The 26,742-nt window shown below is 49.9% G+C and carries 27 protein-coding genes; 14 read left to right on the top strand and 13 right to left on the bottom strand.

Going from position 1 to position 26,742, the window contains the following annotated elements; genetic code table 11:
• The coding region (locus GMA8713_RS12120) for an IS630 family transposase (RefSeq protein WP_157515568.1) at positions 1-634 on the bottom strand (634 nt) is incomplete at its 3' end.
• Between the two features lie 187 nt (positions 635-821).
• On the opposite strand from GMA8713_RS12120, the gene GMA8713_RS12115 reads away from it, so the two are divergent.
• Both GMA8713_RS12115 and GMA8713_RS12110 read left to right on the top strand, forming a co-directional pair.
• On the top strand, positions 822-1,106 hold the full coding sequence (locus GMA8713_RS12115) for a hypothetical protein (RefSeq protein ID WP_157515596.1): 285 nt from the start codon (positions 822-824) through the stop codon (positions 1,104-1,106).
• 431 nt (positions 1,107-1,537) lie between these two features.
• Positions 1,538-2,422 carry an aldo/keto reductase gene (locus GMA8713_RS12110; protein ID WP_157515594.1) on the top strand — a complete coding sequence of 295 codons (885 nt, stop codon included), beginning with the start codon at positions 1,538-1,540 and terminating at the stop codon, positions 2,420-2,422.
• A gap of 34 nt (positions 2,423-2,456) precedes the next feature.
• On the opposite strand, the gene GMA8713_RS12105 is transcribed toward GMA8713_RS12110, so the two are convergent.
• The 4 genes from GMA8713_RS12105 to GMA8713_RS12090 all read right to left on the bottom strand — a co-directional run bounded on the left by GMA8713_RS12105 (position 2,457) and on the right by GMA8713_RS12090 (position 6,876).
• Complete coding sequence (locus tag GMA8713_RS12105; protein ID WP_062709881.1) at positions 2,457-3,899, bottom strand: coniferyl aldehyde dehydrogenase; 1,443 nt, start codon at positions 3,897-3,899, stop codon at positions 2,457-2,459.
• Between the two features lie 98 nt (positions 3,900-3,997).
• On the bottom strand, positions 3,998-5,302 hold the full coding sequence (locus tag GMA8713_RS12100; RefSeq protein WP_062709878.1) for a TRAP transporter large permease: 1,305 nt from the start codon (positions 5,300-5,302) through the stop codon (positions 3,998-4,000).
• Positions 5,299-5,814 (bottom strand): TRAP transporter small permease, encoded by a 516-nt coding sequence (locus tag GMA8713_RS12095; protein WP_157515592.1) that lies wholly within the window; start codon positions 5,812-5,814, stop codon positions 5,299-5,301. The genes GMA8713_RS12100 and GMA8713_RS12095 overlap by 4 nt, the downstream gene beginning before the upstream one ends.
• Positions 5,815-5,823: 9 nt before the next feature.
• On the bottom strand, positions 5,824-6,876 hold the full coding sequence (locus GMA8713_RS12090) for a TRAP transporter substrate-binding protein (RefSeq protein WP_198159494.1): 1,053 nt from the start codon (positions 6,874-6,876) through the stop codon (positions 5,824-5,826).
• 276 nt (positions 6,877-7,152) lie between these two features.
• On the opposite strand from GMA8713_RS12090, the gene GMA8713_RS12085 reads away from it, so the two are divergent.
• The 5 genes from GMA8713_RS12085 (at position 7,153) to GMA8713_RS12065 (ending at position 13,642) form a co-directional block, all read left to right on the top strand.
• Positions 7,153-8,187 carry a LacI family DNA-binding transcriptional regulator gene (locus tag GMA8713_RS12085; RefSeq protein WP_198159493.1) on the top strand — a complete coding sequence of 345 codons (1,035 nt, stop codon included), beginning with the start codon at positions 7,153-7,155 and terminating at the stop codon, positions 8,185-8,187.
• A gap of 161 nt (positions 8,188-8,348) precedes the next feature.
• Positions 8,349-9,239: a sulfolactaldehyde 3-reductase gene (yihU, locus tag GMA8713_RS12080; RefSeq protein ID WP_198159492.1), complete on the top strand. Its 891-nt coding sequence runs from the start codon at positions 8,349-8,351 to the stop codon at positions 9,237-9,239.
• 8 nt (positions 9,240-9,247) lie between these two features.
• Positions 9,248-10,687: an aldehyde dehydrogenase family protein gene (locus GMA8713_RS12075; RefSeq protein WP_062709859.1), complete on the top strand. Its 1,440-nt coding sequence runs from the start codon at positions 9,248-9,250 to the stop codon at positions 10,685-10,687.
• 9 nt (positions 10,688-10,696) lie between these two features.
• Complete coding sequence (locus GMA8713_RS12070; RefSeq protein WP_084387720.1) at positions 10,697-11,887, top strand: mandelate racemase/muconate lactonizing enzyme family protein; 1,191 nt, start codon at positions 10,697-10,699, stop codon at positions 11,885-11,887.
• Between the two features lie 9 nt (positions 11,888-11,896).
• Complete coding sequence (locus tag GMA8713_RS12065; RefSeq protein ID WP_062709853.1) at positions 11,897-13,642, top strand: SulP family inorganic anion transporter; 1,746 nt, start codon at positions 11,897-11,899, stop codon at positions 13,640-13,642.
• Here the strand turns inward: GMA8713_RS12065 and GMA8713_RS12060 are convergent.
• Both GMA8713_RS12060 and GMA8713_RS12055 read right to left on the bottom strand, forming a co-directional pair.
• Complete coding sequence (locus GMA8713_RS12060) at positions 13,639-14,274, bottom strand: tRNA-uridine aminocarboxypropyltransferase (protein ID WP_232314427.1); 636 nt, start codon at positions 14,272-14,274, stop codon at positions 13,639-13,641. The two genes, GMA8713_RS12065 and GMA8713_RS12060, sit on opposite strands and share 4 nt — an antisense overlap.
• On the bottom strand, positions 14,275-15,816 hold the full coding sequence (locus GMA8713_RS12055; protein WP_062709850.1) for a COG3650 family protein: 1,542 nt from the start codon (positions 15,814-15,816) through the stop codon (positions 14,275-14,277).
• 74 nt (positions 15,817-15,890) lie between these two features.
• On the opposite strand from GMA8713_RS12055, the gene GMA8713_RS12050 reads away from it, so the two are divergent.
• Positions 15,891-16,358, top strand: coding sequence for an EVE domain-containing protein (locus GMA8713_RS12050; RefSeq protein WP_062709848.1), 468 nt, complete (start codon positions 15,891-15,893; stop codon positions 16,356-16,358).
• 58 nt (positions 16,359-16,416) lie between these two features.
• On the opposite strand, the gene GMA8713_RS12045 is transcribed toward GMA8713_RS12050, so the two are convergent.
• From GMA8713_RS12045 to GMA8713_RS12035, 3 genes are all read right to left on the bottom strand, one after another.
• On the bottom strand, positions 16,417-17,217 hold the full coding sequence (locus tag GMA8713_RS12045; RefSeq protein ID WP_062709845.1) for a Cof-type HAD-IIB family hydrolase: 801 nt from the start codon (positions 17,215-17,217) through the stop codon (positions 16,417-16,419).
• Between the two features lie 133 nt (positions 17,218-17,350).
• Complete coding sequence (locus tag GMA8713_RS12040) at positions 17,351-18,361, bottom strand: alpha/beta fold hydrolase (RefSeq protein ID WP_062709842.1); 1,011 nt, start codon at positions 18,359-18,361, stop codon at positions 17,351-17,353.
• A gap of 174 nt (positions 18,362-18,535) precedes the next feature.
• Positions 18,536-20,137: an AbgT family transporter gene (locus GMA8713_RS12035; protein ID WP_046303400.1), complete on the bottom strand. Its 1,602-nt coding sequence runs from the start codon at positions 20,135-20,137 to the stop codon at positions 18,536-18,538.
• A 166-nt stretch (positions 20,138-20,303) separates the two neighbouring features.
• Between GMA8713_RS12035 and GMA8713_RS12030 the strand changes: the two genes are divergently transcribed.
• Positions 20,304-21,374: an acyltransferase gene (locus tag GMA8713_RS12030; RefSeq protein ID WP_232314426.1), complete on the top strand. Its 1,071-nt coding sequence runs from the start codon at positions 20,304-20,306 to the stop codon at positions 21,372-21,374.
• A 25-nt stretch (positions 21,375-21,399) separates the two neighbouring features.
• Here GMA8713_RS12030 and GMA8713_RS12025 read toward each other — a convergent pair whose 3' ends face one another.
• The gene (locus tag GMA8713_RS12025; RefSeq protein ID WP_062709840.1) at positions 21,400-21,735 is read right to left on the bottom strand and encodes a DUF2500 domain-containing protein; all 336 of its coding nucleotides are present in this window, start codon (positions 21,733-21,735) and stop codon (positions 21,400-21,402) included.
• Between the two features lie 213 nt (positions 21,736-21,948).
• On the opposite strand from GMA8713_RS12025, the gene GMA8713_RS12020 reads away from it, so the two are divergent.
• From GMA8713_RS12020 to GMA8713_RS12005, 4 genes are all read left to right on the top strand, one after another.
• Positions 21,949-22,311 (top strand): hypothetical protein, encoded by a 363-nt coding sequence (locus tag GMA8713_RS12020; RefSeq protein WP_062709837.1) that lies wholly within the window; start codon positions 21,949-21,951, stop codon positions 22,309-22,311.
• Positions 22,312-22,508: 197 nt separating this feature from the next.
• On the top strand, positions 22,509-23,132 hold the full coding sequence (locus GMA8713_RS12015; RefSeq protein WP_062709834.1) for a lysoplasmalogenase: 624 nt from the start codon (positions 22,509-22,511) through the stop codon (positions 23,130-23,132).
• Positions 23,133-23,141: 9 nt separating this feature from the next.
• Positions 23,142-23,453, top strand: a complete 312-nt coding sequence (locus GMA8713_RS12010; RefSeq protein ID WP_062709831.1) for a putative signal transducing protein — start codon at positions 23,142-23,144, stop codon at positions 23,451-23,453.
• A 97-nt stretch (positions 23,454-23,550) separates the two neighbouring features.
• Positions 23,551-23,787, top strand: a complete 237-nt coding sequence (locus GMA8713_RS12005; RefSeq protein WP_046303395.1) for a YecH family metal-binding protein — start codon at positions 23,551-23,553, stop codon at positions 23,785-23,787.
• A gap of 49 nt (positions 23,788-23,836) precedes the next feature.
• Here the strand turns inward: GMA8713_RS12005 and GMA8713_RS12000 are convergent, their stop codons facing one another.
• Positions 23,837-24,121 carry a DUF1145 domain-containing protein gene (locus GMA8713_RS12000; protein ID WP_002535427.1) on the bottom strand — a complete coding sequence of 95 codons (285 nt, stop codon included), beginning with the start codon at positions 24,119-24,121 and terminating at the stop codon, positions 23,837-23,839.
• Positions 24,118-24,753, bottom strand: a complete 636-nt coding sequence (gene rsmD / locus GMA8713_RS11995) for a 16S rRNA (guanine(966)-N(2))-methyltransferase RsmD (protein WP_062709828.1) — start codon at positions 24,751-24,753, stop codon at positions 24,118-24,120. The genes GMA8713_RS12000 and rsmD overlap by 4 nt, the downstream gene beginning before the upstream one ends.
• A gap of 245 nt (positions 24,754-24,998) precedes the next feature.
• On the opposite strand from rsmD, the gene ftsY reads away from it, so the two are divergent.
• Positions 24,999-26,738 carry a signal recognition particle-docking protein FtsY gene (gene ftsY, locus GMA8713_RS11990; RefSeq protein ID WP_062709825.1) on the top strand — a complete coding sequence of 580 codons (1,740 nt, stop codon included), beginning with the start codon at positions 24,999-25,001 and terminating at the stop codon, positions 26,736-26,738.
• The last annotated feature ends 4 nt before the right edge of the window (positions 26,739-26,742 follow it).

Below are 26,742 nucleotides of genomic sequence, written 5' to 3'. Positions count from 1 at the left end.
TGCAGTTCTGTCCCGGTGTGACCACTTTTTTCTGCTGGCCTTTTACCGTCCAGTCAGCCCCAATTTTGGGGTTAAGGTCGATATCAACTTCGTCTTCATAAAACACCGGATGGTCAACACTGCATTTGTCCAGCGCCTCACTTATCTGAGCGAGCTTTTCTTCCTTGTCAGGGTCTCGAATATTGAGGGTAGGTGCCGCCCTACGCCAGACGATCCCGATTTTCGGTAACCAACGCCTGACCGTAGAAGCCGCCACTGTACTTTGGAATACATCATTGAGCTGCATCGTTAAAAGCTCTGTACTCCAGCGGCTTCGCTGATAACCGAAATCCTGCGGGGAAAACTGAACCAGAATAGTCAGCATCGCACACATTTCGCTAACGGGAAGCGTTGGCGGTCTGCCAACAGGCAAAGCGTGCAGGGCATCCATACCACCTTGAGTAAACCAGTCAATCCACCTACCCACTGAGGAGCGGGCTGCACTGATAATACGGCAGACATCGACAATCGTTTTGCCTTCGTGGAGTTGCATGAGAGCAATAAGTCTGCGGGCATAATCCTTGTCCTTGGTAGTCTGTATCGCTTTTTTCATCCTACGACGTTCGCCACGAGGTATCGGTGCTATGATGGCCATCACTCAGTCCTTTTGTCGGTATGTTTCGGTTTGGCGATTGATCAGATCGCACAAAGCGGACTGAGTTTCTCTTATCTTTGAGATCTACTATTAGGAACAGCTATTTAGGAAGCAAGGTGTGCTTCGGGAAATTTACTCGAAGAAGAAAGGTGCTGAATGCAGAACCTGCTCATTTGAGTTTTGTTCAATGAAACAAACGACGATAACGACTTTTTCAGTTTGCCCATCTGAATTGGATTTTGAGTACTTGCTAGATAACTCATATTCGCTGGCTAGAATTGCGATGCAAGGTAGACCGATTGCTAGGCTGGGGATGGATGCTTGGAGTCCAATTAATGTCCATGTTGAAACGGAGAACGGCGATAAGCTCAAACGACATGAGGTTGGATTAAGAGAGACTCGTACGGGTGATGAGTTCATTGGTGCTGGGCCTCAGTACCAAAGCCCGCTTTTCAGCCCAGATGATGCTTAGGGTTCAGTTTTATCGGAGAGACAGTGAGCCTTTGACAGTATGAAAAAAGCCTGTCCTCGGCTATCGAGCGTATGTTCATCAATTGTCCGCGTTTTGGGTAAGTTTGAGCTTTATGCTTTTAGTGTACAAACTTTATTATTCCAAAATGGCGTTAGTGTACAAACTTTATTGTTCCGACACATGATGTTGTTTAGGAACAATAAAGTTTGTTTCCTTGGGCTAACGGAGTAGCCTCTTTATTGTTCCGACACATGATGAAAAGGCGCCGACGGCGCTTTTTATACCTCTGAGCCAAACCATGAAGACATGGAGCCGACGATTTCAGACGCGCTGGTTAAATTTGGGTGGTGTATCGCACCTGCAATTGGGTAACTATTCTTCCTTTGCTAAAAGCCTTTATCCTTGCCACTTTAAAGTCGAAAAGGATCACAATGATGCAGGCAGAGAATGGTGATAAATCGATAATTGCTGGCTTTTGGCGCACGAGTGTTTGGGGGCTTTCCGACCAAGCGTTGAACCGTTTTATCTGCGAGCTCATTGATATTGGTGTGACCGATTTTGATCATGCTTATGTTTATCGCAGTGAAGAAAGCTTTGGTGAAGCGTTAGCGCTCTCACCGTCATTACGAAGCCGGGTTAACATCATTACCAAGTGCGGCATTCGAGGTTTAGGCAACGGTGCTCTTGATGCCCGCAGCGTCAGCCATTACGACTCTTCTAAAGAAACTATTCTGTCGTCTGTCGATCATTCGTTGAAAGCGCTTAAAACGGATTATGTCGACACCTTGCTTTTGCACCGTCCAGACTACCTCATGGATGTAGAGGAAGTGAATCATGCATTCAATACACTCAAGCGGCAGGGGAAAGTCCGCCAATTCGGTGTGTCCAACTTTAGCGTGTCTCAGTTCTCTCTATTGCAAGATGCACTGGATGTTACGTTATGCACCAATCAGTTTGAGTTTTCTCCTTTTCACACAGAAGCGCTGGATAGCGGCCTTTTTGATCAATGCTCCCAAAAGCGTATCCGCCCAATGATCTGGTCTTGCTTAGGGGGAGGCAGATTATTTGAGCCAAATAATGAGGTCACTAAGCGGTTATCCGAAGGGCTGACAGAGGTGATGGAAGACGTTGGTGTCTCCTCGCTGGCTGAGCTTATCTATGCTTGGGTATTGTCGATACCTAGCCAGCCAAGAATCATTACTGGCTCTGGAAAAATAGATAATATTCGCCCTTTGGTAGAGGCCAGTAAGGTCTCTCTAAGCAGGGAGCAATGGTACCAGATATGGACCGAAGCTGTCGGACACGGCGTAAAATAACTAAAGGCGCCAATGGCGCATTCGTTGTGTTTATCTAACGCAAAAATAGCTTCAACATTATCTTTTGCCACCATTTACCATAGGGTGGTGCCAGCAGTTTGCCAGGATTAAGTTTGCCACGCTGGAATACGGTTTTTGCGTGGCTGAAGGTGCGGAAGCCTTCGATACCATGATAATGCCCCATACCAGATGCACCAACACCACCAAATGGGGTGTCATCCACAGCAACTTGCATGATGGTGTCATTCACTGCGATGGAGCCAGAATGAGTGTAACGGATGGTGTGTTGGATGAAGTCCGAATCGAAAGTCATCAAGTACAGGGCTAATGGACGAGGCTGATGGCGAAGTGTATTAAGCACATCATGCACATTCTTGTAGGTGATGATTGGCAGTAGTGGACCGAATATCTCTTGCTGCATGATGGCGCTATCCTGTGACGGGTTGATTACAAGATGAAGCGCCATTTTACGTGATTCTGGTAATATAGCTGGGTCGGCCAATGGGATAGTGGTAATGCCCCGCTCGTCGGCATCTTCCATCAAATCTGTTAAACGTGAGAACTGGCGGTTAGTGACGATAGCGGTGCGATCATCACTTTGAATGCCTTTTGGATAGGCTTCGTTCCATTTCACTCGTAGCGCTTCGACAAACTCTTCCAGATTATCTTGCCGTACAAACACGTGATCCGGTGCCACGCAGATCTGCCCTGCATTGAGGTTTTTACCAAACAGCAGACGCTCGGCTGCGAGAAACGGATCAATATCTGGCCCAACAATCACGGGTGATTTGCCGCCAAGCTCCAGCGTTACGGGCGTTAGGTTTTCCGAAGCCGCTCTCATCACTTTCTTGCCGACTTCGGCAGAGCCTGTGAACATCAGGTGATCAAACGGCAGTCGGGTAAAGGCTTCAGCGACTGAGACATCGCCTTTGACGACACAGACTTTGTCTTCATCAAACACTTCGGCCAGAAGCGCTTTGACTGCCTGTGCGGTCAGCGGCGTGAATTCACTAATTTTGAGCATCACGCGGTTTCCTGCCGCAATTGCAGTCATCAGAGGAATAAGGCTCAGGGTGATGGGAAAGTTCCAAGGAACGATAATGCCGACCACGCCAAGCGGCTGATAATGCACTTCGACTTTGGCAGGGGTTAGCAGTAATCCGGTAGAACGGCGCGATGGTTTCATCCAACGTTTCAGTTTGCGTTTGGTGTAATGCAGCATCTGAAAGCAAGGTAGGATGTCAGCCATCAGAGAATCGGTAGGACTGCGATGCCCGTAATCCTGAGACAGGGCATCGACGATGGTGTCAGCATGCTTTTTTAATGCCTTTTGAATATGCTTCAGATCCCGGATGCGCTCGGCATAGGCAGGGTAGGGATCTTGGGTAGTCTTGGCGACCAGTTTGGCAAATTGCGATTCCAGTTCGCTGATCTGCTGCTCAGAAGGGATACCAGTTGTCATCGAAACCACAGTCATCAGAGCATCCTTAATATCAAATAACTTCCTTAACATTAAGGTCTGACCAGACTCTGTGCAAGTCTTGTTATCACGGCTTGCGTGACGAACCTAGGTGCCTAAAATCCGCTTCGCAGTAACTGTGGCAGCGTCAGGCTAATGGCCGGAACCAGGGTGATCACAGCAAGAACAAAAATGAGCATCAACACAAAGGGGACTGTCGAGCGAAACATTTTTTCAATCGGAATATTGGCCAGTTTACTGGCAACGAAAAGGTTGACACCCAGTGGCGGTGTTAAAAACGCGATTTCAATATTTACAATCAAAATAATGCCGAAGTGGATGGGATCAATGCCGAAAGAGGTCACTAACGGGACCAAGATTGGGGCCAGTATGATAATGGCGGAGATGGTCTCCATGAAGGTACCGACAATCAATAGCACTATGTTGATCATTAGCAAAATAACGAGTGGATTACTGGAAATGCTTGATACTGACTCTGCTAATTGTTGTGGAATATTTTGGAACGTAATGTTTTTAGCAAACAGCGTCGAGCAGGCCACAACAATCATCAAGGCACCCGTTATCATATGGGTCTGAATCATTGCTGCTTCTAGTTTTGGCAAGTCCAGCTCACCGTAAACCCACTTCGCAACCACAAACGCATAGACCACAGCAACAATTGAGGCTTCTACAGGCGTAAAGAATCCTGAATAGATGCCACCAAGGATAAGCACTGGCAAGAAAAGAGCAAATTTACCCTGCCAGACTTTTGTCCAGATTGACCCTGACTCCTTCTTCTGTTCCTCCTTGGGCGTGATGACTATGGCACCACTTCGCTTGGCCATCCAAGACGCGGTAAGCGCCAGGACAATTCCAGTAAAAATGCCGGGTAGTAAGCCAGCAGCAAAAAAGTCAGCAATGGATATATTGGCAATGATCGCATAAATAATCATGGGGTTACTTGGCGGGATCATGACACCGAGTGTGCCACCCGTCGCCGAGACAGACGCGGCATAGGGAGCAGGATAGCCATGTTTTATCATCGAGGGGATCATAATCGCGCCTATTGCCGCAACGGTGCCAGGACCAGAGCCGGAAATGGCCGCAAAAAACATACAGGAGAAGATGGTCACAATACCCAAACTGCCGTGAATATGCCCGAAGGCATGACGGAAAATGGAAATGATGTCTTTTGTGATCCCCCCTTTTTCCATAATATTTCCAGCCAGAATAAAGGCAGGGATCGCCAGAAGTGGGAAGTTGTCCACGCCGTTTAAAATACTTTGGGTCGCAAAGGTAAACGGGTAATCCATCAGGTACACAACCGCAAAGCCAGTCATACCCAAAGAAAGGTAAATAGGTAGGCCAAGAAGGAGTAATAAAGGGAAAACGATGAGCAAGGTTAACTGGATATCGTTCATAACTCCTCCGCTTCTTGATAGGGCGACGTACCGCTGACTTCCATCAAATGGACTATCGCTGACAAGAGAAAACCCACCGTAGGGGCCAGAAATAGCAATCCCAGATTAAAGCCGAGCGCCGGCGACGTGTTCGGATAGTCCAGGCCTTCCAGAAAATTTTCGTAGCAAAAGACAACCATTAACACATCAAAGGTGAGGGAAACAAAACTTTGGACGCGGAACACGAACTGCTGGCCAAGGCGACGCATCAATATGTCTGAAACAATGCTGATCCGGAGGTGTTGTTGATTCAAACTGGTATAGCTTGCTGCAATAAAGACGAGAGAAATAAAAGCAAATCGGGATATTTCTTCAGTCCAGTCCGCCTCAAGATTGAATTCGCGGGCGATAATTTGCAGAAACAGACTCAGTACCATGATCGTGATAAGTAGGTGACAAACCATTTCTTGTGCTTTTTTTAGATGCTTTAGCAAGGAATACCTCCAGTGCCCGCCAGTTTGGCGGGCAATCAAAACACTCGACTATTTGTTAGGGTAGGACGCGAGGATGCTAAGCGCTGTTCCCGCCAGCTCTTCGCCATCAGGGCCAATTTTCTCGTAGTGTTGTGGCCAGGTTGCACGTGCTTTTTCCATCCATTCAGCTTCATTCTCAATGGTCGTAATGGTGACGCCTGCATCTTCGGCTTGTTTCCACCAATTCGCCTCATCCAAGGGTTGCCACCAGCGCACATAGTCAGTGGTTTCTTTGCCGGCTCTGAGCACCGCTTCTTGATGTTGGGGGCTTAACTTTTGAAACCACCGCTCAGAAACAACGATGGGGTGAGTAAGTATGGTGTAATGGAACCGTGTCATGTGATTGATCACTTCGTGGAATTTCATACCAATCACATCCGTCACCGGATTATCTCCTCCCTCTACGACACCTTGTTGCAGTGCACTGTAAAGCTCTTTCCATGCGATAGGGGTAGGGTTGCCTCCCCACGCCTTATAAGTTCCGAGCATGATGGGATTAGGTGGAACGCGCATTTTCAGCTTTGCCAGATCTTCTGGCTTGGTGATCGGGCTGTCGGATTTGTAAAAAAAAGCGCGCCATCCCGTGTTTTCCCAACCAACAATCCGCACCCCAGCTTCTTTAATCACTCTTGGATTAAGCGTCGGCGTGATGTTGTCGAGCAGGTAATTTGATTCATCTGTGCTGGTTGAAAGGTAAGGCAAGACCAACACGTTGAGAGACGGTGCCAGTGCGGCAAGGTTATTCACCGCTGGGATTGTGCCCTGAAGTACACCCTGCCGGGCTTGTTGCACCATTTCGCGTTCTCCACCAAGTTGTGCACCGGGATAGATTTCTGCGCGGATTTGATTGTTGCTGTAAACAGACACGAGTTCTGCAAAGCGCTTTAAGGCGACCGTTTGAGAACTCCATTCCATGTTCACCGAATGGCCCAGTTTCATTACAATCTGGTCGCCGGATTTAGGTACTGAACGCCAATCGTATGGGTTAGGCTCAGCACTGATGGCACTGGAACTTAAGTACATCAGGCTCAGAGCAAATAACTTTTTAAACCTCATTTTCATGATTTGTTCTTCCTCTACTTTTTCAGAGTACCGATCCCATCTCACAGCGCGCGTCCACTTTAATGATGTAAACGAGCGCACGTATCAGACAAAGGAAACGCCGCGGATGGATATTACCTTTTATTGTAACACGTCGTTAACATTTATTATGTTAGCGCTAACATTTGAATTGTGTCAAATTGAATTTGTGTTTTGTTTGAAAAATAGTATTAGAGTTAGCGAACAAGCTTGGAGATGCTGGCTTTTGATAGGTTTGAAAAAAGCAGGATTGGTTTGATGAAATACAAGCAAGCAAAACAGGTTTCTGGAGTAAGGCGTAGAGGCCGTGTACGTATTGAAGTGGTTGCCGAGCTGGCTGGAGTCTCAGCTATGACGGTATCAAGAGTACTTAGTAGCCCGGAAAAAGTGTCTGAAAAAACAAGGGAAAAAGTATGGCAAGTGATCAATGAAACCGGTTATGTGCCTAACTATTCAGCAAAAAATTTGGCATCCAATACGTCCCGCATTGTTGCTGTTGTTGTGCCAACGCTGCAAAACTCAATTTTTGCCGATATGGTAGAAGGGTTGGCGTCTGAGTTGGAACTGCATGGTTACCAGCTCTTGTTGGGGAATAGCGATTATTCAGCAGAAAGGGAATTTACTCTGGTGAAGGAGTTTATTTCAAAGCAACCGGTAGGTATTGTTCTGACGGGATTTACTCACCTGAAAGAGACAATTGATTTAATTCATCATTCGGACATTACGGTGACGGAAACATGGAACAGTCTTCCGCCCAATTTTGGTAAAAGGGTAGGGTTCTCAAACTATGACGCTTGCTACCAGATGGTAAAGCATCTCGTGGGGCGGAATTACCAAAAAATCGGGTTCGTCAGTGCACCTGTTCATGGCAATGACAGGGCGAGAGCGCGCCGCCAAGGCTTTATTGATGCAATGTCTGACTCTGGGTTGGGTGTTGAAGCGAGCTGGTTAAAGGAGTCTGACTTTAGTTTTAGCAATGGCGCTGCACTGCTTCAGGCATTCTGGCGAGAAGAGAACCGACCTGAAGTGATCTTTTTTGCCAATGATGTCCTTGCTGCAGGTGCGGTCTTTGAGTGTCAGCGTATGGGTCTGAGCATACCGGCAGACATAGGGATTGTTGGATTTGATGATTTGGACATTGCCAGTCAATGTTCGCCCCAGTTGACGACTGTGAGGGTGCCTACGTTTCAGATTGGCCGAATTGCCGCCCGCCAATTACTCGGTATGAAAGACATGGAAGACGATATCGTTGATTTGTCATTTGACATTGTTCAGCGACAGTCGTCACGTTGATTTCGTCATGTCACGGGCTGAAACCTTTTAATCTATTGATTTATAACTATTAATATAGATTCTTCCTTTTTTTGATTAAAAATCTCGCAAGATTTCTTGACTAAATTTTTATGTTAGCGCTAACATTTTTTAAAGCAGTAATATTCTCAAGGAGTGGAAAAGTGAAAAATCAAATCATAGGCATGGTGGGTTTGGGGGCGATGGGAGGACCTATTGCAGCTAACCTCGTAAAGGCTGGCTTCAGTGTGAAGGTGTTTGATCTTAGCGATGACGCAGTCAGCAAGCTGACTGCGTTGGGCGCTGGACGGGCGTCAAGTGCGGCAGAGGCGGCGCGAGACGCAAACGTCGTGATTACCATGTTGCCAAACGGCCCACACGTGGAAAGCGCCGTGTTTGGGGAAAATGGCATCGTAACCACGATTTCAACGGATGCACTGTATATCGATATGAGTACCATCCAGCCGCAAGTGACTGACAGCATAGCGACGCGATTGGCTGAAAAGAATATCAGTATGATTGATGCACCGGTGGGCCGCCAAACCCAGCATGCTATAGAGGGCAAGCTGCTGATCATGGTTGGCGGAAGCGAAGACAATTTCAAACGGGCTCTTCCGGTCTTGAACTTTTTAGGCGACACCATTTATCACTGTGGCGATGTCGGTGCTGGTGGACGAATGAAAGTGGTTAACAACTACATGTCCATTGTACTCAACCAGGTGACAGCCGAGGCACTGGTGATGGCAGAAGCCGCGGGTCTGGATGTAAGCCAGTCATTGGAGGTCATGCGTGGCACAGTGGCAGGCCAAGGGCATATGTCGACAACATACCCTAGTAAGGTGTTAAAGGGTGATACAGAGCCAGGCTTTATGGTTGATTTGGCCAATAAAGACCTCGGTCTGGCTTTGGAGATGTCAGCAAGTCTTGGGGTGCCGGCATTTACTGGAGCGGTTGCCCGACAAGTTTACTCCCTTGCTAGTCGAGAGGGTTTTGGACGACAAGATTGGACAGCGCTTTACCAATACAATCGTCTTTGTATCCAGAAAGCGCTTTAGGGGGCGTCATGTATCACTTTGATAATCTAATTGATGGCGTTTGGCAGCAGGGAGAGGCAGGTGAGTTTTCAACCTATGATCCGTCTGACACAAGCCGTCAAATTGCAACCTATTCCAAATGTTCTGAGAGCCAACTTAACACGGCATGCCAGGCTGCGGTCAAAGCACAAAAAACCTGGTGGCGAATGACACATACCGAGCGTTTGTCTGTATTGAAGCAGTACTTGACGCGACTGGAAGAAAACCGCGAAAACCTTACAAAGGCGGCAAGTCTTGAGCAAGGGAAAATCCATCCGGAATCTAACGGAGAGCTGACAAAAGCCCTCAATGAAGCCAGAGCAATGCTGAGGGAAAGCTATCAGGTACAGACTCAGCCGATGTCAGCGCAAAAACCGTCCACCATCAATACCATCATGCGCCGCCCGCGAGGGGTAATTGCGGCAATCACGCCATGGAACTTTCCGATCCTGACACCGATGCGCAAAATCATTCCTGCCTTGGTTTTTGGTAATGCAATGATATTGAAGCCCGCCGAAGTCACGCCGGCAGTTGCCTGTTTATTGGTCGATGCCGGTGTGGGTATTTTCCCAGACGGTTTGCTGCAGCTTGTGAATGGAGAAGGACGGGGGATTGGGGAGGCGCTCATTACCCATAAGGCAGTCACCGGCGTGACCTTCACTGGCTCTGTAGACGTTGGAAAGCGAATTATGCAGTTGGCAAGCCAAAACCTGACGGAAGTTTCTTTGGAATTAGGCGGCAAAAATGCGGTGATAATTAATGATACCGACAATCTTGATGACTGCCTTAACCAGGTCGTAGGTGCTGCTTATGCCTGTTCAGGTCAGCGTTGTACAGCGATCAGTCGGATATTGGTTGCCCCTTCGCTTTATTCACCTGTGATTGAAGGGTTGAAAGTGCGACTGAATAAGGTCGTGATAGGTAATGGCTTTGTACCTGAAACCACAATGGGTCCACTTTCTACGGTCAATCAGAGGCATAAAGTGTTGTCTATGGTGGAAGAAGCCAAGAAGCAAGGTGCGCGAGTGGTCGCGCAGGGGCCCGCGTTAACGCCGGCGCAGCAAGAGCAAGGGTATTTTGTTTCACCGGTGGTATTGGAGGTGGACGAGACCATGGATATTGCGGGGAGTGAAGTGTTTGGCCCGGTGATCACGCTCCAGAAGTATGACGACTTTGAACACGCCCTAACGATTCTTAATAATGTAAGCTATGGGTTGACATCAGCACTTTTTTCCAATGATAACCGCCTGGTCCAACGATTTATCATGGAAAGTGAGTCGGGCATGCTCCACATTAATCACGGAACAGTGCCTGACGATCATATGCCTTTTGGTGGCATCAAAGATTCTGGGGTGGGTGCGTATTCTGTTGGGGCATCTGCCGCCAATTTTTACACCACAGAGCATGCTGTCTATAACAAATTCCAGTAGGTGGTTGTCATGTCTATCTCAAATCCGGTGTTATCAGCAGAGGGTGTTACTTTCCGTTCATTGTCTGTGTATGTGTGCCGTGCTCCGATAGAAAATCCGGTGATCACCGCGTTTGGCCGGATGGATAATCGTCCGGCTCTCTTTGTCCACCTCACGGACGAGGAGGGAAACGGAGGTTGGGGTGAGGTCTGGTGCAATTTTCCCGACTGCGGTGCTGAGCACCGTGCGCGACTGCTGACGACAATATTTGCCCCGTTAATCATTGGCAAGTCTTTCTCATCGCCAAAAGCCATGTTTGACGCTCTGACGGAAATGACCCGGGTCTTAGCGTTACAATCCGGCGAGCAAGGACCGATAGCCCAGTCAATTTCTGGATTAGATATTGCGTTCTGGGATTTGATTGCGAGAAGGGCCAATCAGCCGCTATCTGCGATGTTGGCGGACGACTCTGCGTTGTCATTACCAAATGCTGTACCTGCTTATGCCAGTGGTATCAACAGCAAAGATGTCGACTGGATGATTGAGCAGGCCAATGGCAAGGGTTTCAACCATTTTAAGGTCAAGGTTGGACGGAGTGAAAAGCAGGATATTGAGGCGATCGATAATGCGTTAGGTCAGCTCAGGGACGATCAGAAGTTGATGGTGGATGCCAATCAGGGGTGGGATGAGAATAGCGTCATGGCCATCCTGCCTTTGCTCAACCAGCGTCCACTGCATTGGATTGAAGAGCCCATCGCAGTTAATGCACCAAAGGCTCTTTGGCGTCGAATCCGTCAGTTGAGTCACAATGCGCTGGCGGGCGGTGAAAACATGATTGGAGAGGAGCAGTTCAGAGAGGCCGCTACGACGGGCGCGCTGCAGGTTATCCAGCCGGATATCTGCAAATGGGGCGGACTGACATATTGTCTTGCTGTCGCTCGGCATGTCCGCCAGGAAGGATTAATGTATTGCCCTCATTTTCTCGGGGGAGGGATAGGCTTGATGGCTTCTGCTCATCTTTTAGCGGCGGTGGGCGGTGAGGGAATGCTCGAAGTTGATGTGAACACCAATCCACTTAGAGACGACATTTTGACGTCGAAACCTGTGGTTGAAAATGGCACCATGGTTTTACCTTCTGCCAGTGGTTTGGGCATTGAACCGGACCTTGATAAGTGCGCTCCGTTTATTGTGTTTCACGACCGTTGTAATGCGTCGCAATGAGGTGATCCGTTGTCATTAACTACCTGGTTTCCTTTTTTACGTTGGGGCTCAACCCTGACAAGGGCGAGCGTTCGGGCAGATGTTGTGGCCGCGCTAACCGGTACAGTGCTTGTCCTGCCACAAGGCGTCGCTTATGCCTTAATAGCAGGACTACCGCCAGAGTACGGATTGTATTCGGCCATCGCTATTCCGATTGTCGCCGGGCTTTTTGGCTCGTCCTTTCATATGGTATCAGGGCCAACAGCCGCACTTTCCATTGTTGTGATGAGTGCTGTCAGCCCGCAAGCTGAGGTTGGAACAGAGCACTATGTGGCTCTTGTTATTACGCTCAGCTTTTGGGTCGGTATTGTTCAACTTACGATGGCCAGTTTAAAGTTCGGCTTTATCGTTAATTTTGTTTCCCATACGGTGATCGTTGCATTTACGGCGGGTGCTGCCGTTCTTATCGCGGCAAGTCAGGTCAAGTATCTATTGGGTGTCCAAGGCGACGACCTTGCTGACAGTTCATGGTTAGCTTTGTTGAAAGATGTGGTGGACTGGCCTTCAGCTTTGATTGGTGTGTTTACACTGCTATCGGCACTTGGGATAAAGCGTTTTTTTCCGCGTTTGCCTCATCTGTTGATAGCCCTTTTATTGGCCAGTTTCATCGCGTGGTGGGCGAAACTGGAGATCCCGATGGTGGGCGAAATTCCAGCGGGGTTACCACCGTTATCAACGCCACTATTTTCTTTGTCTTTGCTTGAGGAAATGTTCCCCAGTGTGATCTCCATTGCGCTTCTCGGGTTTCTTGAGGCGCTGGCGATCAGTCGGGCCATTGCGTTGCGGTCCGGCCAAGCAATAGATGGCGAGCAGGAGCTGGTAGGTCAAGGCTTATCCAATGTGGTCGGTAGTTTCTTTTCTTGTTACCCAGGTTCAGGATCATTTACGCGTTCCGGGGCGAATTATGACGCCGGTGCAACATCGCCACTGGCAATGATATTTTCCGGTTTGCTGTTAATTCTGGTATTGATCTTCTTCTCATCGGTAACTGTTTTTCTGCCTTTAGCCGCAATGGCAGGCTCCATCCTTTTGATTGCCTGGAACCTGCTGGAGTTCAAGCAAATTCAACACGCCGTCGCGGGAAGTTGGGAGGAAAAAGCTGTATTTTCGGCCACTTTTATCTCGACCTTGCTGTTAAAGCTTGAGTATGCAATCTATGTCGGTATTGCCGTGTCACTGCTGTTTAGCCTGCGTAGATTCTGTCAGCCAAGGGTGGTCATACTGGCACCCTCTCCCGGACACCGCCGGAGGAAGTTGCTGAATTACAGAAGTTATGGCTTGGCTCAGTGTCCCCAGTTGTTGATTTGCCGTATTGATGGGGCGATATTTTTTGGCTCAGTCAATCACATCCGCAAAACATTGGAAGACGCCATTCAGGGGGCGCCGCAGACGTCTCATATTATTGTTGTGTGTAAGGGGATCAGCTTTATTGACCGAGAGGGGGCGTTAGCGATACAGCGGCTTTGCGATGATTTCAGCGCGAGGGGGATTGAAGTGGCTCTGTGCTCGTTAAAAGGAAAGACCCGTTCTACACTGGCTAATGAAATCGAATTGGACGTAAAGATGGTGGATAGTATGTTTGAATACCCCAACCAGGCCATTGCCTCTAGCTTTAAAAAATTGAATCCCGAGGTATGTGAAAAGTGTACCCATAAAGTATTTGATGAATGTTCGCCAACCGATCAGCAGGCGCTCATTCACATTGCCAAGCTTTAAATAGGCAATTGCAGTATCTTTCGTTTTCTATCTGCTTCAAAGAATTGCATAAATTTATCAAAGTATTCACCAACTGCCGCAGCATTTTCGGTTTCGCCCAAAGCCTCTATCAGCACCATGCCGACTTCGCAGGTACAAAGGGAACCTTCCGGCTGATTGCGGCGCAGGGCATAGCGGGTACTGAGCCCTTCAGGCAGTGTCACCATAGGCACATCTTCAAGCCATGGGCTTTGGCGCAGCATCTTGCGCGCCTGCTGCCAGGTCGCATCGATAATGATGAAGTGAATCGGCTTGGCTTCCGGTTTGGACGTCGGTCGGCTGACTGCTTTTTCGAGCGCAACAGCCCCTTCACCGGGAAATACCAGATACGGCAGCGCAGCCGGGTCGGCAAGCAGCGTGAGTAATTCCAATGGCGGTGCTTTGCGTTGCCAGACGTGGCGTCTGCAATGCGGCAGCGCATTTTCCAGCAACTGACCGGTATTGGTGGCGCGCCCGGTTTCTGTTTCGTGCATTAATAGCTCAATACGCACTTGGCTATCGAGCTTAGGCACGGCCTTGCACAGGCAGTTGTAGTGAAAGCCGCAAGATGGGCAGGGTGTTGGCTTTTCTGCCATTCGGGATACCTTTTCCATTTATTTCAGCTCAACACCTTCTTGCTGCGGATAAATACCGTCAGCGAAAAGGTAAGGGTCGGCGCTGTCAGGTAACAGCACTTCCGGCGCCAATGAAGGGTTGCCCGGATAGCGTTTGCCATTAAATTCCAGCACGCGGGAAGAGGCTTTTGCACCGCCTCCGCCAACCGGCATGATGAGATCATGCCAGCCGTTGCTGGTGGATTGGCTCATTTGAAACGGTAGGTGAACCAGCGTGATGCGGCTGTTGAAGCGCCAGACATTGCTGTCATTGTTAAACACCAAAAGGGTACAGCCGCCTGTGCCGCACCAGTCGGTGAATATGATCAGCTCATCCTGCAGGTCACCATTGAGATCTTGTGTCAGCCAGCGATAGCGGGTGCCCGCCGCCTGCTTCACACCTTCTTCTCCTAAATACGCCTTAAAAGCCGCATCAACTTTCTCGTTGAAGGTGGCAGAGCCTTCAACGCCACCGGAAATGACTGGCTGCTGGTTGCCGACCATCAAAGAGAGCGCGAGTCCCTCCGGTCCCAGGCTGTATTCGCGGCCGTTGATGATTTCCTTTTCGGCTTTCAGTGTAAAGCCGCTACGGGTGAAAAGGCGCTCACTGACCAGATATTGTCCCTGATGGCGGGTCATCATCACCTGAACCTTGCTATCGCTAACCTGTTGCCAGATACCGGTTTCCACAACGGCATCTTCGCCTGCCTGCTCATAGCGGGTCGTGGCCGTGTGGTCGGGATTGAGCACTAAGGTGGTGGTGAGCGACTGTCCGCCTAGGTTGGTTATGCCCTGGTAATCACCGACCCAGCCGAGCGTCGGGTCGTCGGCCGAGAGCGTCGCACAGCCCGTCAGGGTTTTGTTGCCTTTGGTGAAGGTTGAACGCCAGCCATAAATGCTGTCGCTCATGGTGTCGTTGCAAAGTTCTGGACGAAGCGTGAGGGTCGCGCCATTGGCCTGATAGATTCGGGCTGCGGGAGGAATATCTCGGCCGGTTAGGGTGAATGTCTCCGCTTCAAAACCGAGTTGTTGGTAGTTGAGCGTATTGCCTTCTAAAGACACTGACCAGAATGGCTCATTGCCGGACGCCACGGTGCGGTTTCGCGTTTGGTTGCAGCCATCGATTTCTGCCGACATCAGGTTCAGTTGTGTCACCTTGAACGTCGCCGGGTAGTCTGCTGCAAAGCCATCCATCGCAGGTTTCACGAATTCGCCAATCACTTCGCCATACACACTTTGGTAAGGCTCCATGGTCAGCGCCTGACCATCTTTATTTAGCAAGTCCGGCAGTTGCAGCCAGTATTGAGTGTTGCTGCCACAAGGTGTGATGGCGCGGACTTCATGCCCGAGGGTGACTTCACCATGCAGCATAAAGCGCTGGGGTTGAATTCCTGCCACTTTGGCAATCTCCTGCTGCGGGTTTAAATCGTCAGAGTTGCCGAGTTCAACCGAGCCTGATGGTGTTTGGCTGCAGGCAGAAAGCAAGGCGGCAGCGGAGAGCAGACCCAGCACGTGGGAAAGGCGGCGTTTTTGGATAATCAACGGAGATTCCTCTTCTCATTCAAAGCCCAACGGGGTACAACTTTGGAAAAACCAAAAGCTGAAACGGGGAAATTATGGCGTATTGGCTGATGAAAACCGAGCCCGATACCTTTTCTATAGACACCTTAAAACAACAAAAGGTCTCTTGCTGGGAAGGTGTGCGAAATTATCAGGCACGAAACATGATGCGTGATGGGATGAAGCTTGGCGATAAAGTGTTTATTTACCACTCTTCTTGCAAGGATGTGGGTGTGGTGGGTATAGCGGAAGTGGTGAAAGAAGCTTATCCCGATCATTTCCAGTTCGACCCGGAAAGTGCCTATTTTGATCCGAAAAGCTCACCGGACAATCCCCGTTGGATCATGGTGGATGTGGAATACCGCCAGCACCTGAAATATGTCTCTTTGGCACGCATCAAAGCGAATCCGGCGCTGGAAGAATTACCGCTGGTAAAGAAGGGCAGCCGTCTTAGCATCATGCCAGTGACCGACGCTCAGTGGGATGAAATTATCGCGATGTCGGAAGGTGGGTTTAAGCGTTAAATAAGAAAACGGCAGCGAGGGGGAGCGCTGCCGTTTGGCTATCTACTTGGCAATGTGATTAGCCCAGTAGATGGGTTTCCAGATAACGGGCGACCGCTTCTTCGGCGTTGCTGCCAATCACTTCATTGTCCGGCAAGGTCGCTTTCACGCGCGGGTGCGCCGTTTCCATGATGAGACCTTTCTTCGCAGCACTCAGCATTTCCACGTCATTCATGCCATCACCAAACGCGATGCACTCGTTCAGGCTGAAACCTTTGATTTCCGCTACCGCTTTCAGTGCTTCACCTTTAGAAACACCCGCTGCCATCACTTCCAGACAAAATGGGGTTGAGAAGGCCACGCTGACTTTATCGCCGAAGGTTTCGATGAATTTTTGCTCGTAACCCGTCAGGTAATCATGGTCGTGGCGGATAAAGAAGATTTTCGCCACGTCATCAACCGGTGGGTTTTCCACATCGAACTCTTTGAAGCTGAAGCCGGAATCTTTGTGGTATTTCGCCAGGTCTTCGTCAACGCGGTTCAGCAGCCAGTCATTTTCGCGGTAAATGTGGATGGTGATGGTTTCGTCGCCTTTCACCATTTCTACAAGTTGGGCAACCAATGCAGGGTCAACATTACGGCTGAAGATCAGCTTGCCATTTTCATCATGCACGCGGGCACCGTTAGAGGTGATCATGCAAGCTGGAATGCCAACGCTTTTGCGGATGTGTGCCACATCGATGTGGTGACGGCCAGTGGCGAACACAAAGTGCTCCCCTTTTGTATGAAGGCGCTGAAGCACTTCGCGGGTAAAAGGCGCGATGGTGTGCTCAGGAGTAAGTAGAGTGCCGTCGAGATCAGATGCAACGATTTTGTACATGGATACCTCAATAGGAGAGAAGATGTTTTTAAACACCTCTCCAGTGTATCCAGAAAAAGGGGAAATAAAAGGGATCAAAATGCCGGCCAATTTTTCCGCTTTAGGAAAAAACTGACCGGAAATTTAGATAGGCTTATGCGGTTTGTTCTAGCTCGGTTTCTTCACTGAGCGAGTCGAAAAATGTCAGAGCCAATGTCAGTGATTTATCGCGGGTCACGTCGCGCTCGAACAAGAGTTCATGGCGGGAATTGGCCAGAATTTCGAACTGAATCGGCAGGCCGGCTGCCTGACGCTCACGATGGAATTGGAACATCACGCTATTGCAGACAATCTCATCACGCGCGGCCTGCATCAGCAGGATTGGCATATCGATGTCAGTGGCGGTTTTCACGGCGCGCTCGCAGGCATCCAGGCTTTGCCAAATCCACTGTGCGCTGGGGCCGCCGACTTTTAGTGTATCGTCACTTTCATACAGTTCGCGGAACCACTGATAACGTGCTTCAGATTGCGTCAGCAGGTTGTGCTTGAAAGGCTTTGCCCAATACGGCACCTGACCCGGCGCGAAACCTGCTGGGTGCTGGAGCTTAGACAGCACTTTACACAGCGGCTTGGCAGCCATTTGCAAAGGGCGTGACAAGTTAATGCCTAGCATGGGTGCGCTGAGCGCAATCGCATCAATGGCATTGGGTTTACGCGCAGCATAAAGCACAGAAATGGCACCACCCATGGAATGGGCGAGGATCATGCGCTGGCTGTGGGTCTTGGTGGTGACGACTTCATTGATAAAGGTATCGAGGTCGTCAACGTAATGGTCGAACTCCACCACATGGCCGATATCTGAACCTGCCACCAGACGCTGGCTGTGGCCCTGACCACGGTGGTCATAGCTGTAAACATCAAAGCCTTGGTTGAAGAGGTCGAAAAAAATTTCCTGATATTTCGCCACCCCTTCAATACGCCCATTGACCACCACAATCGCGCGGGTGTGCTCGGGCTTGGTAAAGGCGCACCAGTTCAAACGCAGGCCATCATGGCCGACGAATTCACCGTGCTGACGGTTCGCCCAGAACGGGGCAATCACCTTTTCCATGGTCTCGGTTAGCGCATCCTCGCGGGAAAATAAAAAAGGGTGTTCAATTGGCATGTGGAATCCGGCGTTGTTTTCTTATTAGCATATCACTTAATGGCAAACAGACCCGAGTTTATGGCGTTTTCACTCAGGTTATTAAAGGATTCTATCAGTGGCTGAAACGTCACGCATAACGTAAAAGAAAAACAGCCGGTCAAGACCGGCTGTTTAGGGAGGAGAGTTTCACTCTTACTGCTGGAAGTTGAAATAGGTCTCAGCGCCCGGACCGACTGGGAAGCCTGCCACGAATACCCACAGGTAGAAGAACACGCTCCAGCCCGCCAGGAACACCAGTGTGTATGGCAGCATGGTGGCAATCAAAGTGCCGATACCCAGGTCACGCTTATATCTTGCTGCAACTGCCAGAATCAGGCCGAAGTAACTCATCATCGGGGTGATAAGGTTGGTCACTGAGTCACCGATACGGTAAGCCGCCTGAATAGTCTCCGGCGCGTAGCCAACCAGCATCAGCATAGGGACGAAGATTGGCGCGGTAACTGCCCATTGTGCTGACGCCGAACCTAGAGTCAGGTTGATGATGCCGCACATAATGATGAAGGCGAAGAACAGCATTGGGCCTGTCAGACCGATGCTTTGCAGGAAGTCTGCACCACCGACTGCAATCACCTGACCAAAGTTGGTCCATTTGAACAGAGCAACGAATTGCGCCGCGAAGAACACCAGTACGATGTACAGACCCATGGCGCTGATGGATTTCGCCATCGCATCAATCACGTCGCGGTCGTTCTTCATGGTACCGACAGTCTTACCGTAAACAAAACCAGGAATCGCAAAGAACACCAGGATGAAGGCCACGATACCTTTCAGGAACGGAGAGCCTGCCACTTCACCGGTTTCCGGGTGACGCAGGATGCCCCACTCAGGCACGATGGTCAGCGCCAGCACGGCTGATACTGCCAGTGCAGCGATACCTGCATTACGCATACCGCGCTTCTCAATCGCAGTCACTTTGCCCGCTTCTTTGGCCTCGAAATCTTCCGCTGCCATCGATTGGTCGTATTTGCCCAGTTTCGGCTCAACGATTTTCTCAGTCACCAAGGCACCCAGAATGGTGATCAGGAAGGTGGAGGCAAACATGAAGTACCAGTTTGCTTCAGGGCCAACCGTGTAAGTTGGGTCAATCATCTGTGCCGAGGTTTCAGTGATGCCTGACAGCAGCGGGTCAACCGTACCCAGTAGCAGGTTCGCTGAATAGCCGCCGGATACGCCCGCAAATGCTGCAGCCAGACCCGCCAGTGGGTGACGACCCAAAGAGTGGAAGATCATCGCTGCCAGTGGGATCAGTACCACATAGCCAAGCTCAGAAGCGGTGTTAGAGATGATACCTGCGAATACCACGGTCAGTGTGACCATACGGCGAGAGGCGCCCATCACCATAGAACGCATGGTGGCAGACAGCAGGCCTGAGTGCTCAGCAACCGCCACACCCATCATGGCAACCAGCACGGTACCCAGTGGCGCAAAGCCGGTGAAGTTTTTCACCAGGTTGGTAACGATAAGTTGCACGCCTTCGGCATTTAGCAGGCTGTTGACGTAAATCATGCCATCGGCAGCTCGGCCTGCTGCACCTTCCGGACGAGGGTCAGCGACGGAAAGGCCAAAATAGCCGGCGATACCCGATGCAAAGAAAATGATCACACACAGAATGGCAAACAGGGTTACCGGGTGAGGAAGAAGGTTACCGAGGAATTCGACGGTATCGAGAAAACGGGAAAAAAACGACTTGTTCGGCTTCCCGCCAGATTGTTGTTGCGAAGCTGATGACTGCATCAGATCCTCCATGTCATACAACGGTCCATTTAATTGAAAAGCATCCTAGGTCATAAAAATGCCATTTTTCAATACTTGATGCTATCAATAATTACTTTTGCAGGAATAAAAATTAATAAACAATTAACAATTGGTGGTTAATATTGTTTGTTTTGTGTCCGGATTGATGAAAATGTCGCCGGCGGTTAGTGTGGAAGTGAAACATGCAGAGAGAACGCAAAGTTTGAACAGCCAAACCCAGAAAAAAGTCTTTTATATCGAGCTGTTGCGGGTGGTCGCCGCAGTGGCAGTGATCGCCATTCATGTGTTGGGGCCTTATCGCTACCTGATGGGCGAAATCCAGCAAGGCGACTGGGTTTCAGCGATAGCTATTAATGGCGCAAGTCGCTGGGCTGTCCCGGTTTTTATTATGATCACCGGTGCATTATTACTTTCAGACACCCGTCCATTTTCGCCGGGATACTTTGTCCGTCGACGGGTTATGAAAGTGTTCGTACCGTTTGTTGCATGGTCGGTTTTTTACGCGGTATTGGCCGGGATTTCGTTACAAAATGTAAATTGGACGGAAACTGTACAGCGGTTAACCTTTTTTCCAACCGAAGAAACTTACTATCACTTGGGTTTTTTCTATTACTTTATTCCGCTTTACCTCTTAGTGCCGATATTGCGTCCTGTTGCCCAACGGGATGATCCCGGGCTCTTTTATGCGTTGTTGGGGTCTTGGTTCGTCCTGAGCGCAGCGCGGCTTGCCGGTATATCGCTGGGGCTGGTGGAAGACTTGGTGCTTTATGGCGGCTATTTGCTGCTGGGTTATGTGTTGCACCAAAGCAAACTGCCGTTGAAGTGGCTGCTGTTTATCGGCATCTCGGCGCTGGTGGCAACCGAGTACACCGCCATTTCTGAAAGCGTCTCAAGTAACCGATACACAAGTGCGGGATGGTTTTCCTATAAAACCCTGAACACGGTATTGATTGCTGCGATGGTATTCGGGCTTTGCCAACATTGGGCGGAGCGGGTATCTGAGCCTATGCAGCGAAAGGTCGCGGCGGTTAGCCGTCATTCGCTGGGGATTTATCTGGTGCATCCCATCTTTCTCTGGCCTGTGAGGGAGTTGGCGTTCACGCCGGGAATGACATGGCTGACCATCCCCTTGGTGACACTGGCCGTGTTCGTGTTGTCTTACATGGCCAGTGTGGGATTGTCGAAGTCGCGTTTTACGTCATGGCTGGTGCCATGAATAAGTGCTTTGGGGTCAACAGACCCTAGTGGCGCTGTAGCTTCGCGAAGTGGATAAATTCAACGCCGCGATAAGTCAGGGTGCCACAATCACCGGGTTGTAGGGCATGGTAATAGTGAATACCCACCTGAAATTCCCGTTTTGGTCCGCCTTCCATCGGTTCGACATAGATCCAGTACTCTTCCGGATCTTCATGCTGTTGCGGGTCGGGAATGGCGACAGATTGCTTGTCGAGAATGCGGATATCAATGGAGCGCTCTTCCGCCCCTTGGCCCAGCATGTGCTTTTGCATGGTCAGTACAAAATAAACACCAGCGATCACCGCGAGGGCGCCTACGAGCAATATCACAGAAATCGGCACGGTGTTCTCCTTTATCCGGCCATTATCGGTCGGCAATGAGTCTACTTCACAGACCCATTTCGCAAACCTGATGAGCAGAAATTTCGTGATCCACTCCACTTATCCTGCTCAGCATTGGCGCTAATGTAAACAAAGTTAAAGTGCATTCTCACTTTTAGTGTTATGACGTAAGCTAATGATATGAGGTGCACTATCTACTGAAAGGAGGCCTGCATGGATGAAATTGCCATTGTCGTGAGACAGAGTCGGCGTCTGGAACGGCTCCTCAAAGAACACTACCACGCAGAAGGTCGTGGATTGCATGAATTGGTGAGCAGCTGTCAGGAACGGTTGCCGCATGATGTGATTGCCAAGCTTCGCTTCATCGCCACCATTCGCAACAAAGCCGTGCATGAAGATGGCTACGAAGTGGATGACATGCGCGGATTCATGAGAGCATGTAAACAGTGTGAGAAAGAGTTACTTCCCCGCAGCAGCCGCACTATCTGGCGTATTGCCCTGTTCCTGATCTTCGCCGTGACAGCGGGAGCGGTCTGGTTTTATATCGAAAACTGGCGACATATCGTCGGGCAGTAACGGCCGCATGATTGACTAAGGCACGGTTTTCCGTGCCTTTTTCTTTTAATCGAGACTGAAAGTTATATGTAAACACTTACCCTTGCTGCGGATATAAAAGTGCTTTTGATGCCTTGTTCGCTTTCTGAGACGTGTGCGGTGGACAATAAATCCTGCATCTCTAGACTTGGTTGGCTCGCAATTTAAGGGAATAAATCATGTTGAGTTGGGTTGCCGTCTGCTTTTCAGGCCTACTACACATCAATGCCGCGTATAAAGGGCCTCAATGGCAGTTTTATCTGTTCAAGCCCCTGACGATCGCCTTGATGATGTTGATTGGCATGATGGGCGGTGAAGCGAACAGCTATACCTACCTGATCCTTGCCGGGCTGGCCTTCTCTCTGGTCGGCGATATTTTCCTGATGTTGCCAAAAGACCGGTTTATTCTGGGCTTATTGAGTTTTCTGGTGGCGCACATTCTCTACAGCGTGGCTTTCTGGCAGCAGTTTGAAGGCCCAATGGTCTGGTGGCTGCCTTCTTTGATTGGCGCCGCGAGCGTCATCGTCTTCCTGCTTCTTCTTCCCAACCTTGGTCCTTTGCTCATTCCTGTTGGGCTATACATAGCGGTGATTGCCCAAATGGCCTGGGGCGCAGGGGAATTCTGGATGAATGCCCAAACGCAGGTCGCGGCACATGCTTTCGGTGGTGCATTGCTGTTTATGGTGTCTGACACTGTATTGGCGTTTGACCGTTTCAAAGGCCCTTTCAAAACCTCAGTGCTACTCATCATGAGCACTTACTTTTGCGCGCAAGGGCTGATCACGCTCTCCATATTGTCGTAGGAGGCAAAGATGTCTTGGGTTCAGGTGTATAGTGCGAGCAATTCACTGGAGGCGCACAGCCTTAAAGGCATGCTGGAAAGCATAGGCATTGAGGTGGTGTTGAAAGGAGAATCCCTTTCCAGTGCGACTGGTGAGCTCCCTTCTGATGCTATTGCAGTGACGCTTTGGGTGGATGCCATGCGCGAGCAACAAGCACGTCAAGCCCTCAATGACTACGAAGCACAGGCCGAGCAAGTCTGGTTTTGTCACGTCTGTGGTGAGGAAAATGGCGGCAGCTTTGAGATTTGCTGGCAGTGCAGCACACCACGCAGCGAGCGCTGAGTACTGATTGAAAGCTGATTAAGCTTTGCTCTATATCAAGAATTGCCGCCTGAGGCTGTGTTTCTATATGCGCAACTTCTAATAGCGTGGAACCAACATGCCTGCATCAATTCATGTGCATGAGATCCTGAATCATCTTAAGCAACAGCCAATGTCCGAACAGGCGCTGACTCATTGGGTCGATGGTCAATGGGGCGCGAGTGCGCGTTTTCATACCTGCAGCCAACAAGGGCTCTCTTTCAGCGAAGTGCTGGAGTTTCTACGTCGTCGCAAAAAAATCTTTGAAGACATGGGCGCGATTTCAGTCAATGAAGCGCGGGTCTGCAATCACTGAACTGCGGTGAACTGACGTAAAAAAGGCCTCTACTGAGGCCTTTTTCATCTTATTCTTTCACGTTGTCGCCAACCATGTACTTGCGGCGAATATCGAGCAGAGCAAAGATCCCGAAAAATAGGATCGACCACTTCTCCCATTTCGTCATGTTGATCTTGTCGCCGAAGGCACCGATGAAGATCAGCATTTGCAGGCCGTGCATACAGAACAGGAAAGCGGTCATGATGTATAGCGCCATCGCTGCCACACCCGGGAACGGATGCACGATATTGGCGAACAGAACAAACCAGACAAAGCCGATGGCCGCTTTTGCTAACAGGATGAGTGCTTTCATTTTTCCTCTCTTTGATACAGCCGGAAACTGACTTGTCCGGCATGTTTTTCCTTAATCATGTCCCAATGAGTTGGCACAACCGGTTGTCCCAGTTCTTTTTCCGCCTCAATGTAAATCAGCGCGTTGTGGCTTAACCATCCGTTCTGCTCAAGTTTGCTGATAACATCACTCAGCAAGTCATTACGAAACGGCGGGTCAATGAACACCACATCAAACGGCTGCCCTTTATTGGAGAGATACGACAATGCATCAGTATTGTGCACTGTCGCGTTATCCGCTTTCAGCGTATTGAGATTCTGACTGATTTGGCTCGCTGCGCCTTTGTCCAGCTCCAGCAGTGTCACTTGCTCTGCCTGACGGGACAAGGCTTCAAGCCCCAAACCGCCACTGCCGGCGAACACATCCAGACAGCGCGCTTCATACAGATCTGCTGCCAGCCAGTTAAAGACTGTTTCTTTCACGCGATCTGTTGTAGGGCGCAGGCCTTCCACGTTTTTTACTGGCAATTTGCGACCACGCCACTTGCCGGCGATGATGCGGACAAATCCCGATCCGCCTCCTGCATTTGCTGCTGAAGCATTACCGCGACCGGTGTTTCGGTTCGCAGGGTTTTTAGGGTTACGTCGTACCATAGATTTTTTGACCGCTAAGAAGGTGTTAGACTATACGCGTTCGGTAATGGCTCTGCATTTTTCCCAATCTTATTCAGTTAGCGACGTAAGGGCTTTGGCCACTTTCGCCGGGGTTGCTGCGTCGAGAAAAGGTATGCATTTACCCGCCGTTACCACACTGCATTGACTTAGGCGCAGTGTTCACAGTTTTAGATCAGCTCGCTGTTATCGCGCCGATTGTACCAATCAAGCTTTAGGATTTGCCAATGGCAGAAAAAAAGAAACGCGGATTTATGTCCTGGCTGGGTTTCGGCCGAAAAAATGACGAACAAGATGCTCAGCAAAAAGCCGCAGAAGAAGCGCGCTTAGCGGCGGAAGCAGAAGCGAAGGCGCAAGCGGAAGAACAAGCCCGTTTAGCGGCGGAAGCAGAAGCGAAAGAGCAAGCCGAAGAACAAGCTCGCTTAGCAGCAGAAGCTGAAGCCAAAGCGCAGGCGGAAGAACAAGCTCGCTTAGCGGCAGAAGCTGAAGCCAAAGCGCAGGCGGAAGAACAGGCTCGCTTAGCAGTAGAAGCTGAAGCCAAAGCGCAGGCGGAAGAACAGGCTCGCTTAGCAGTAGAAGCTGAAGCCAAAGCGCAAGCCGAAGAACAGGCTCGTTTAGCGGCAGAAGCAGAAGCCAAAGCGCAGGCGGAAGAACAGGCTCGTTTAGCGGCAGAAGCAGAAGCCAAAGCGCAGGCGGAAGAACAAGCTCGTTTAGCCGCAGAAGCTGAAGCAAAAGCGCAGGCAGAAGAACAAGCTCGCTTAGCGGCAGAAGCCGAAGCGAAAGCGCAGGCGGAAGAACAAGCTCGTTTAGCCGCAGAAGCTGAAGCAAAAGTGCAGGCAGAAGAACAAGCTCGTTTAGCAGCAGAAGCTGAGGCGAAAGCACAGGCAGAAGAAGCAGCTCGTTTAGCCGCAGAAGCCGAAGCGAAAGCGCAGGCGGAAGAAGAAGCCCGTTTAGCGGCAGAAGCTGAAGCAAAAGCACAAGCCGAGGAAGAAGCGCGTCTTGCAGCGGAGCAAGCGGCTCAGGCTGAGCAGGAAAAACCGAAAAAAGAAGGTTTCTTTGCGCGCCTGAAACGTGGTCTTCAGAAAACCAAAGTCAATCTGGGCGCAGGTTTCTTTGGCCTGTTCAGCGGTAAGAAAATTGACGATGAGCTTTTTGAAGAGCTCGAAGAGCAGTTACTGATTGCTGATGTGGGTATGGACACCACTACCAAGATCATCGACAGCCTCACTTACAAAGCGTCTCGCAAAGAGTTAAAAGACGGTGAAGCGCTTTACGGCAGCCTCAAGCAAGAAATGGCAGACATCCTGAGTAAGGTGGAAAAGCCACTGGACGTTGAGAAAAAAGATGGTCCATTCGTCATCTTGATGGTTGGCGTAAATGGTGTGGGTAAAACCACCACCATCGGTAAACTTGCCAAGCAATTCCAGCAGCAGGGTAAGTCAGTCATGCTGGCTGCAGGTGACACTTTCCGCGCAGCCGCAGTCGAACAGCTGCAAGTATGGGGCGATCGTAATAATGTTCCCGTGATTGCACAGCACACAGGTGCTGACAGTGCATCAGTGATCTATGACGCGATTGAAGCTGCAAAAGCACGTAATGTGGATGTGGTGATTGCCGATACCGCGGGTCGTCTGCAAAACAAAGCTAACCTGATGGAAGAGCTGAAGAAAATCGTCCGCGTGATGAAAAAGCTCGACGAGAATGCGCCGCATGAAATCATGCTGACCATCGATGCAGGCACAGGCCAAAATGCGATCAGTCAGGCGCGTCTGTTTAACGACATCGCACCGCTTTCCGGTATCACCCTGACCAAGTTGGATGGGACGGCGAAAGGTGGCGTGATCTTCGCGGTGGCTGACCAATTCAACATCCCAATCCGTTTTATCGGTGTGGGTGAAGGCATTGACGATTTACGTCCGTTTGTGGCGGAAGACTTTATCGAAGCTCTGTTTAGTCAGGAGGACTGATAGG

Source organism: Grimontia marina (assembly GCF_900060185.1).
GTDB lineage: Bacteria > Pseudomonadota > Gammaproteobacteria > Enterobacterales > Vibrionaceae > Enterovibrio > Enterovibrio marinus.
The sequence above is the reverse complement of the archived record's forward strand: the minus strand, read 5'-3'. Positions and strand labels throughout refer to the sequence as shown.

Excerpts from the sequence above, each read along its gene's own strand:
- GMA8713_RS12070 (WP_084387720.1), top strand. The coding sequence starts at position 10,697 with ATGTCTATCTCAAATCCGGTGTTATCAGCAGAGGGTGTTACTTTCCGT.
- GMA8713_RS12060 (WP_232314427.1), bottom strand. The coding sequence starts at position 14,274 with ATGGAAAAGGTATCCCGAATGGCAGAAAAGCCAACACCCTGCCCATCT.
- GMA8713_RS12005 (WP_046303395.1), top strand. The coding sequence starts at position 23,551 with ATGCCTGCATCAATTCATGTGCATGAGATCCTGAATCATCTTAAGCAA.
- GMA8713_RS12110 (WP_157515594.1), top strand. The coding sequence starts at position 1,538 with ATGATGCAGGCAGAGAATGGTGATAAATCGATAATTGCTGGCTTTTGG.
- ftsY (WP_062709825.1), top strand. The coding sequence starts at position 24,999 with ATGGCAGAAAAAAAGAAACGCGGATTTATGTCCTGGCTGGGTTTCGGC.
- GMA8713_RS12090 (WP_198159494.1), bottom strand. The coding sequence starts at position 6,876 with ATGAAAATGAGGTTTAAAAAGTTATTTGCTCTGAGCCTGATGTACTTA.
- GMA8713_RS12100 (WP_062709878.1), bottom strand. The coding sequence starts at position 5,302 with ATGAACGATATCCAGTTAACCTTGCTCATCGTTTTCCCTTTATTACTC.
- GMA8713_RS12075 (WP_062709859.1), top strand. The coding sequence starts at position 9,248 with ATGTATCACTTTGATAATCTAATTGATGGCGTTTGGCAGCAGGGAGAG.
- GMA8713_RS12045 (WP_062709845.1), bottom strand. The coding sequence starts at position 17,217 with ATGTACAAAATCGTTGCATCTGATCTCGACGGCACTCTACTTACTCCT.
- GMA8713_RS12015 (WP_062709834.1), top strand. The coding sequence starts at position 22,509 with ATGTTGAGTTGGGTTGCCGTCTGCTTTTCAGGCCTACTACACATCAAT.
- GMA8713_RS12115 (WP_157515596.1), top strand. The coding sequence starts at position 822 with ATGAAACAAACGACGATAACGACTTTTTCAGTTTGCCCATCTGAATTG.
- GMA8713_RS12050 (WP_062709848.1), top strand. The coding sequence starts at position 15,891 with ATGGCGTATTGGCTGATGAAAACCGAGCCCGATACCTTTTCTATAGAC.
- GMA8713_RS12085 (WP_198159493.1), top strand. The coding sequence starts at position 7,153 with ATGAAATACAAGCAAGCAAAACAGGTTTCTGGAGTAAGGCGTAGAGGC.
- rsmD (WP_062709828.1), bottom strand. The coding sequence starts at position 24,753 with ATGGTACGACGTAACCCTAAAAACCCTGCGAACCGAAACACCGGTCGC.
- GMA8713_RS12105 (WP_062709881.1), bottom strand. The coding sequence starts at position 3,899 with ATGACTGTGGTTTCGATGACAACTGGTATCCCTTCTGAGCAGCAGATC.
- GMA8713_RS12010 (WP_062709831.1), top strand. The coding sequence starts at position 23,142 with ATGTCTTGGGTTCAGGTGTATAGTGCGAGCAATTCACTGGAGGCGCAC.
- GMA8713_RS12035 (WP_046303400.1), bottom strand. The coding sequence starts at position 20,137 with ATGCAGTCATCAGCTTCGCAACAACAATCTGGCGGGAAGCCGAACAAG.
- GMA8713_RS12000 (WP_002535427.1), bottom strand. The coding sequence starts at position 24,121 with ATGAAAGCACTCATCCTGTTAGCAAAAGCGGCCATCGGCTTTGTCTGG.
- GMA8713_RS12030 (WP_232314426.1), top strand. The coding sequence starts at position 20,304 with ATGAAAATGTCGCCGGCGGTTAGTGTGGAAGTGAAACATGCAGAGAGA.
- GMA8713_RS12040 (WP_062709842.1), bottom strand. The coding sequence starts at position 18,361 with ATGCCAATTGAACACCCTTTTTTATTTTCCCGCGAGGATGCGCTAACC.
- GMA8713_RS12020 (WP_062709837.1), top strand. The coding sequence starts at position 21,949 with ATGGATGAAATTGCCATTGTCGTGAGACAGAGTCGGCGTCTGGAACGG.